The organism is Roseomonas sp. 18066 (assembly GCF_902706185.1).
GTDB lineage: Bacteria > Pseudomonadota > Alphaproteobacteria > Acetobacterales > Acetobacteraceae > Pseudoroseomonas.
Genome location: NZ_CACSJM010000231.1, coordinates 1 through 6,688, shown reverse-complemented (window position 1 = coordinate 6,688; position 6,688 = coordinate 1). Strand labels below are relative to the sequence as shown.

Annotated in this window: 8 protein-coding genes; 2 read left to right on the top strand and 6 right to left on the bottom strand. The window is 73.2% G+C overall.

Features of this window, described 5'->3' with window-relative positions:
- Positions 1 to 129: 129 nt before the first annotated feature.
- The 6 genes from dmeF to GVN67_RS27470 form a co-directional block, all read right to left on the bottom strand.
- Positions 130 to 1,104 (bottom strand): CDF family Co(II)/Ni(II) efflux transporter DmeF, encoded by a 975-nt coding sequence (dmeF, locus tag GVN67_RS27495; protein ID WP_160000503.1) that lies wholly within the window; start codon positions 1,102 to 1,104, stop codon positions 130 to 132.
- An 11-nt stretch (positions 1,105 to 1,115) separates the two neighbouring features.
- Positions 1,116 to 1,391, bottom strand: coding sequence for a metal/formaldehyde-sensitive transcriptional repressor (locus GVN67_RS27490; RefSeq protein ID WP_160000502.1), 276 nt, complete (start codon positions 1,389 to 1,391; stop codon positions 1,116 to 1,118).
- A gap of 112 nt (positions 1,392 to 1,503) precedes the next feature.
- Positions 1,504 to 1,938, bottom strand: coding sequence for a phasin family protein (locus GVN67_RS27485; RefSeq protein WP_160000501.1), 435 nt, complete (start codon positions 1,936 to 1,938; stop codon positions 1,504 to 1,506).
- A 117-nt stretch (positions 1,939 to 2,055) separates the two neighbouring features.
- Positions 2,056 to 2,718 (bottom strand): TetR family transcriptional regulator, encoded by a 663-nt coding sequence (locus GVN67_RS27480; RefSeq protein WP_160000500.1) that lies wholly within the window; start codon positions 2,716 to 2,718, stop codon positions 2,056 to 2,058.
- A gap of 47 nt (positions 2,719 to 2,765) precedes the next feature.
- Positions 2,766 to 3,587: a pyrroline-5-carboxylate reductase gene (gene proC, locus GVN67_RS27475; RefSeq protein WP_408906368.1), complete on the bottom strand. Its 822-nt coding sequence runs from the start codon at positions 3,585 to 3,587 to the stop codon at positions 2,766 to 2,768.
- A 2-nt stretch (positions 3,588 to 3,589) separates the two neighbouring features.
- Positions 3,590 to 4,093, bottom strand: a complete 504-nt coding sequence (locus GVN67_RS27470) for a YbjN domain-containing protein (protein ID WP_160000499.1) — start codon at positions 4,091 to 4,093, stop codon at positions 3,590 to 3,592.
- A 260-nt stretch (positions 4,094 to 4,353) separates the two neighbouring features.
- On the opposite strand from GVN67_RS27470, the gene GVN67_RS27465 reads away from it, so the two are divergent.
- Together GVN67_RS27465 and GVN67_RS27460 are read left to right on the top strand one after the other, a co-directional pair.
- Entirely contained in the window at positions 4,354 to 5,307 is a 954-nt protein-coding gene (locus GVN67_RS27465; protein ID WP_235035568.1) for a DMT family transporter, read from the top strand.
- Positions 5,307 to 6,688, top strand: a 1,382-nt coding sequence (locus GVN67_RS27460; RefSeq protein WP_160000498.1) for a nitrilase-related carbon-nitrogen hydrolase, incomplete at its 3' end; no start/stop codon positions are given. The genes GVN67_RS27465 and GVN67_RS27460, both read left to right, overlap by 1 nt.

Genomic DNA, 6,688 nt, shown 5'->3' with positions numbered 1-6,688 from the left:
CCGGTAAGCCGCTGCGGCGGCGCTGGCATGCGGAAACCCGGGCTGGTCTGCCGCCCATCATGGCCGCCGCTTAACTAATCAGCAATCAGATGCGCCGCCGCAGCGGCTTACCGGCCGATCACCACGGCATTACCCGGCGGCCATGGAGCGGTGCTCGACCGTCAGATGCGCCAGCTCATGCACCGGCTTCAGCCGGGCGCGGATGGTCTCGGCATCGGCGGCGCCGGTAACGCTGACGATGGCGGCATGCGCCTCCGGCCCCAGCCGCCAGACGTGGAGGTCGGTGATGCGGGCATCGCCGCCGGCCTCGGCATGCGCGCGGATCTCGGCCTCCAGCGCGGGGTCGCTGGCATCGAGCAGCACGCCGGCGGTGTCGCGCATCAGCCCCCAGGACCAGCGGGCGATCACCAGGGCGCCGACGATGCCCATCATCGGGTCAAGCCAGACCCAGTCGAGATACCGCCCGGCCAGCAGCGCCACGATGGCCAGCACCGAGGTCAGTGCATCCGCCAGCACATGCAGATAGGCCGAGCGCAGGTTGTTGTCCTGGCTGTGGCCATGGTGGTGATGGTGCCCATGGTCGTGCCCGTGGTGGTGCCCCTGGTCGTGCCCGTGGTGGTGGTCATGGCCATGGTGGTGATGATGCCCGCCACCGGCCAGCATCAGCGCGCTGACCAGGTTCACGCCCAGGCCGATCGCGGCGACCAGGATGGCCTGGCCGAAGGCGACCTGCTGCGGCGCCAGCAGGCGGCCGAAGGACTCGGCGGCGATCCCCAGCGCCACCACCCCCAGCACCAGGGCCGAGGCGAAGCCGGCGAGATCCCCCACCTTGCCGGTGCCGAAGCTGAAGCGGCGGTCGCGCGCATGGCGGCGGGCGAAGGCATAGGCGCCGGCGGCGACCGCCAGCGCCCCGGCATGGGTCGCCATGTGGACGCCATCGGCCAGCAGCGCCATCGAGCCGAAGGCCTGCCCGGCGACGATCTCGGCCACCATCATCACCGTGGTCAGCGCCACGACCCACAGGGTGCGTCGCGCATTGGCGTCATGCGCCCGGCCGAGGAAGACATGCTCATGCGCCAAGGGATGCGGCGTGGGTTCGGACATGGCGGTTCCCCTCAGGGCGCGTAGCGGCGGATGACGGCGACCAGCTCTTCGGCGCCCTCGGCGCGCTCGGCATCCGACAGGCCGGGATGCGCCACGTGCTCGCGCAGGTGGTCGGCGATGATCTCCTGCAGCAGCCCGTCGACGGCGCCGCGCACGGCGGCCAGGCGCTGCAGGGTGGTGGCGCAATCGGCCTCCTCCTCCAGCGCGCGCTCGACGGCGGCGACCTGGCCGGCGATGCGGCGGATGCGGTTGATCAGCGGCTGCTTGCGGGCGGCGAGATGGCTCATACCATACCCCCCTATAGTATCTTTCCCGGATCGGGAAGCCCGGCGGGCGCGCATGAAAAAAGGCCGGAGGCTTGCGCCCCCGGCCTTCCGGCGGGTTCTCAGGGCTGAGGGATCAGCCGCCCGGCTTGTTCAACAGGCCCTTCACCTCGTCCATCGCCTCGGCGAAGCGCCGGTTGAGCAGCGACAGCGCCTCGGCATTGGACTTCTGGATGAGCTCGGCGATCTCCTGCATGTTGGAGACGGCGCGGCCATAGGTGGCCTTCAGCATCTCCGCCTGCTTGGCGGCCTTTTCCTGCGGGCTGGACTCGGCCGTGACGCCCTGCATGGCGCTGGTCATCTCGGTCATCGACTGCTGCAGGATTTCCATGTGGCGCCGGGCGACGGCCTGGGCCCCCTCCAGCGCGACCTTGTTGGCCGCCGACAGCGCCTCGAAGTTGCGGCGCTGGGCGGCCGCCAGGCTGTTCATGTCCGGCGCCGCCGGCAGACGAAAATCCGTGAGCAGCCGCATGATGTCCATCTCCGGCGTTGGCTTGGGTGCGTCCGACATGGCCATCCTCCCGTTGTTATTGCTTCGCTGCCACCTTAGCGCCGCCCTCCCGCCAACCGGAAGCGCTTAGGCCGTTCAGCGGGATGATCTTTCCCTGACGAAATAACGTCGGCGCGATCAGTCGATCGGATCGGGCGAGGCAGGGGTCCCGGCCGGCGGCGGCGGCGCGGCCGCGTCAGGCGCCGGGTGGTCGCCGTCGCGGTCCAGCTTCAGCCAGCGGGCGGCGCGTTCCGCCTTGTCCAGCGCCCGGTCCAGCGCCGCCATGGTGAGGCCCAGGTCGACGCTCTCGTCCTGTTCCCAGGCGCGCAGCGTGGCGATCCAGACGGCGCCCAGCCCCTTGACCCGCAGCGTGCCGGTCAGGCCGCAGCTCTGCAGCCGCGCCGCCTCCAGCATCCAGGCCATCGAGGCGCCCAGCACCGGCGCCAGCGCCAGCGCCAGCAGCGGGTCGTGCCGCAGCTCCCGCCCGAAGCGGACCAGCCCGACGCGATGCGGCTGCAGCGCGTCGACGCGGCGCATCAGCGTGTCGAACAGCCGGTCGCGCGGGCTGCCGCCGGGGTTCAGCCCGGCATCGGCCAGCACCGCCTGGTCGACCAGCCGCGCATGCCGGCACAGCAGGGCGAACTTGGCCGGCACGGCGCCGCGCAGCGCCGGCAGGTCGGTGCCCGCCCGCTCGGCCAGAGCGGGCAGGGTGGTGGCCTGCCAGCCGCGCTCGGCCACCAGGGACCAGAGCGCATCCATCAGCGCGGTATCGTCGATCAGGGGGGCGGTGCTGTCGGTCATGGCTGGAAAGAGTGGGGTCTGGCTAAAGGTTGCGCCAGGGGCCGCGGTCAGCCGGCCAGCTCGCGGGAACGGGCGGTGGCGGCGCCGATGGCTTCCGACATCAGCTTCGGCCAGGCCTCGGGCGCCATCAGCACGGCCAGCGCCCGCTCGGTGGTGCCCTTGGGGCTGGTCACGTTGACGCGGAGCTGCGCGGCGTCGAGCTCGCTGGCGGCCAGCAGCGCGCCGGAGCCCGCCACCGTCTTGCGCGCCATGCGCCGGGCGAGGTCGGGCGGCAGGCCCTGCTCGATGGCGGCCTTCTCCAGCACTTCCGCCAGCAGGAAGACATAGGCGGGACCGCCGCCGGACACCGCGGTCACCGGGTCGATATGCTTCTCCGCCTCCACCCAGGCCACCTCGCCAATGGCGCCAAGAAGCTTGTCCGTCAGCGCCTTCTGGTCGTCCGAGACGCCAGGCCCGCCGAAGCAGCAGGTAAAGCCCTGGCGCACGGCGGCGGGGGTGTTGGGCATGGCGCGCACCAGCCGGGCCTCGCCGCCCAGCAGCGCCGTCATGCCGGCCACCGTCTGCCCGGCCATGATCGAGATGAACAGCGCGCCGCCGGCGGCCAGCCCCGCCAGCGCCGGCAGGGCGTCCGCCGCCTGCTGCGGCTTGGTCGCCAGCACCACGGCGCCCGGCGCGAAGCCGGCCGGGATTTCGGCGACCGTCGTGCAGAGGGTCACCCGGCCAGCGAAGGACGCGACGGCCGCGGCCACCGGCTCGACCACCACCACCTCGCGGGCGCCCTGTTCCAGCCAGCCTTCCAGCATGGCGCCGCCCATCTTGCCGCAGCCGATCAGCAGAAGAGGGGGGAGCAGGACCGGGGGCAGGGCCACGCTCACGCCTCGCCCACGCAGTCGAGCATGGCGGCGGCCAGGGCCTCGGCCGGCGGCTTGCCGCCCCAGAGGACGAACTGGAAGGCGGGGAAGAACCGCTCGCATTCGGTGATGGCGATGTCCACCATGTCCTCCAGGCTTTCGGCGCTGGCGCCGGGGGCGCCGCGCAGCAGCACGGCATGGCGGTAGACGGGGGCGCCGTCCTCGGCCTCGATGCCGAAATGGCCGATCCACAGCTTCTCATTGGCCAGGGCCAGCAGCTCATACAGCGGGCCGCGGCGATTGGCCGGCACCTTCAGGTCGAAGGCGCAGGTGAAATGCATGGCGCTGATCTCCTGCGACCAGGAGAAGAACAGGCCGTAGTCGCACCACTTGCCGGGGGCCTCCACCGCCATCTCCCCGTCGGAGCGGCGCTCGAAGACCCATTCATTGGCAGCCACGATCTGCTCCAACACGTCGAGCGGATTGCCGGAACGGTCGCGGTCAACGGTTTGCAAGCCGGACATCGCGGCACCTCCTTCCCGTTCATGGGGGCCGGGCCACCCAGATCTTGGGTGAAGCCTGGGCCCGCACCACAATGGATTGCATATCGCGGCCATGAATCTCGCCGCAAGAGGCAAGCCGCGAGTCCGCGGATGCTCTGGCACTTTTCATCGCGCCGCAGCAATCCCAGGGCCAGCAGCGCAGAGCAGCCCTGCTTCCCGGGTCTGGCCGGGCGACGGCAGGGCCGATGTTCAGCCCGTGGGCCGCGGGCTAGGCTGCCGCCATGCCCCAGGAAACCCTTGCCACCGGCCTGTCCGGCGGCCCCGCCGCGCCGCTGGCCATGCCCCCGGGGTCGTCCCCCGCGGGCGCCGCGCGGGAACGCGCCATCGGCCTCGCCTGCGCCTTCGCCGTGGTCATCGTCTGGTCCGGCTTCTCCCTCTCCGCCCGGCTGGGCGGCAGGCAGGCGCTGACGGGATGGGACATGGGGGCGCTGCGCTATGCCGGCTCCTTCGTCATGGGGCTGCTGCTGGTGGCCGGCTTCGGCTGGCCGCGGCTTTCCCTGGCGCGCTCGGCCGGGCTGGTGGCCGGCGCCGCCTTCGTCTTCCCGCTCGCCGCCTATTTCGGCTTCCGCTACGCGCCCACCGCCCATGGCGGGGTGCTGCTGACCGGGCTGCTGCCCTTCGCCGCCGCGCTGCTCGGCTGGCTCTGGCTCGGCGAGCGCTGGACCCGGATGCGGGTGATCTCGCTGGCGGTGGTGGCGGGCGGCATCCTGCTGCTGACGCTCGACACCTTCGGCAGCCATCCCGGCGCCTGGCGCGGCGACCTTCTGTTCATCCTGGGCTGCCTGGGCTGGGCGGTCTTCACCGTGCTGGTGCGCCGCTGGCAGGTGCCGGCGCTGACCGCGACCACGGTGCTCGCCCTCTACCCGCCCATCCTCTACCTGCCCGTCTGGTATTTCTTCCTGCCCTCCAGCCTGGGGGAGGCCTCGTCGGGCGCCGTCATCTACCAGCTGATCTACCAGGGCATGGTCGCGGTGGTGGTCGCCGGCTTCCTGTTCACCCGCGCGGTCAATGCGCTGGGCAGCGCGACCACCACCACCATCACCGCGCTGACCCCTGCGCTGGCTGCCCTCGTCGCCTGGCCGCTGCTGGGCGAGACGCTGGGGCCGCTGGGCCTGGCCGGCGTCGCCATCGTCTCGGCCGGCATGGCGCTGGGCGTCGCCGGAGCCCGCCGCTGATGCGCATCGCGGCCGCGCCGCTGGCGCCGATCGCCGGCGCGCTCGCCGCCAATGCTGCCGGCATCGCCGCCGCCCATGCCGCCGCCGCCCGGGCCGGGGCCGACCTGCTGGTCACCCCGCTGGCCAGCCTGACCGGCGCGCCCCTGCATGATTTCCTGTCCGACCTTTCTTTCGGCGAGGCAGCCGAGGCGGTGCTTGACCAGCTGGTCGCGACGCTGCCGCCCGAAGGCCCGGCGCTGCTGCTCGGCACCGTCTGGCGCGACGCCGGCGCCCCGCGCCAGGGCGTCGTGCTGGTCGATGGCGCCCGCGTCACCGCCCGCCGCGCCCAGCATTTCTTCCCAACGCCCGACCCGTTGGGCCTGGCGGGGCGCTGCCAGCCGGGGCCGGCGCCGGGGCCGATCGCCTGCCGCGGCATCCGCCTCGGCCTGCTGCCCGGCGCCGATGCCGTTGACGCCGCCACCGCCGAGACCCTGCTGGAAACCGGCGCCGCGCTGCTGCTGGCCCTGCCGGCCACCCCCTTCGATGCCAGCGCCGCGGAGGATCGCGCCAGCGACCGCGCGCTCGCCCGGGTGGTGGAAAGCGGCCTGCCTTTCCTGTCGCTCGGCCTGCGCGGCGCGGGGGAGGATCTGCTCTTCCCCGGCGGCGGCTTTGTCCTCAATGCCGACCACCGCCTGGCCGCGCGCCTGCCCGAATTCGCCACCGACCTCTGGCTCACCGATTGGGCCGACGGCCCCGAGGGCTGGGCCGCCACCCCGCAGCCCTTGCCGCCCTTGATGGAAGAAATCCCCCGGCTGGACGCCGCGCTGAAAGCCTGGCTGCGCGCCATGGTCGCCCAGGGCGGCGCCGCCGGGGCGGTGATCGCGCTCGGTCCCGCGGCCGCCCCGTTGCTGGCAGCGCTCTCGGCCGAGGCGCTGGGCTCGGCGGCGACCCTCCTGACCGCGGCGCCCGGCGATGCGGCGGCCCGCCATCTCGCCGGCCGGCTGCGCCTGCCGCTGCACCCCATCCCGCCGGACCAGACGGAAAGCTTCGCGGCCGACCGCGGCGCGCTGTGGCTGAACCCGCTGGACAAGCTGGATGCGGCGCTCGGCCGCGCTGCCGCCTTCGGCCACCTGGCGCCCCTGAAGGACCTCCCCCCCGGCGCCTGGTCGCCGCTGGCCGCGGCGCGGGGCCTGCCCGCCCCCGGCGCCGATCCGGCCGAGGCGGCGCTGCTCGCTTTGCTGGCCGGGCAGCAAAGCATGGACAGCCTCGCTCTCCCCGGATACGACCCCGCCACGTTGCGCCGTCTGGCCGCGGCGCTGGCCCGGGCGGAGCCGCTGCGGCGGCGCCTGCCGCCCGGCCCGGCGCTGGGGCCGCTGGCCTTCGGCCGGCACCGGCGCTACCC

Excerpts from the sequence above, each read along its gene's own strand:
- GVN67_RS27470 (WP_160000499.1), bottom strand. The coding sequence starts at position 4,093 with ATGTCCGGCTTGCAAACCGTTGACCGCGACCGTTCCGGCAATCCGCTC.
- GVN67_RS27480 (WP_160000500.1), bottom strand. The coding sequence starts at position 2,718 with ATGACCGACAGCACCGCCCCCCTGATCGACGATACCGCGCTGATGGAT.
- GVN67_RS27490 (WP_160000502.1), bottom strand. The coding sequence starts at position 1,391 with ATGAGCCATCTCGCCGCCCGCAAGCAGCCGCTGATCAACCGCATCCGC.
- GVN67_RS27485 (WP_160000501.1), bottom strand. The coding sequence starts at position 1,938 with ATGTCGGACGCACCCAAGCCAACGCCGGAGATGGACATCATGCGGCTG.
- dmeF (WP_160000503.1), bottom strand. The coding sequence starts at position 1,104 with ATGTCCGAACCCACGCCGCATCCCTTGGCGCATGAGCATGTCTTCCTC.
- GVN67_RS27465 (WP_235035568.1), top strand. The coding sequence starts at position 4,354 with ATGCCCCAGGAAACCCTTGCCACCGGCCTGTCCGGCGGCCCCGCCGCG.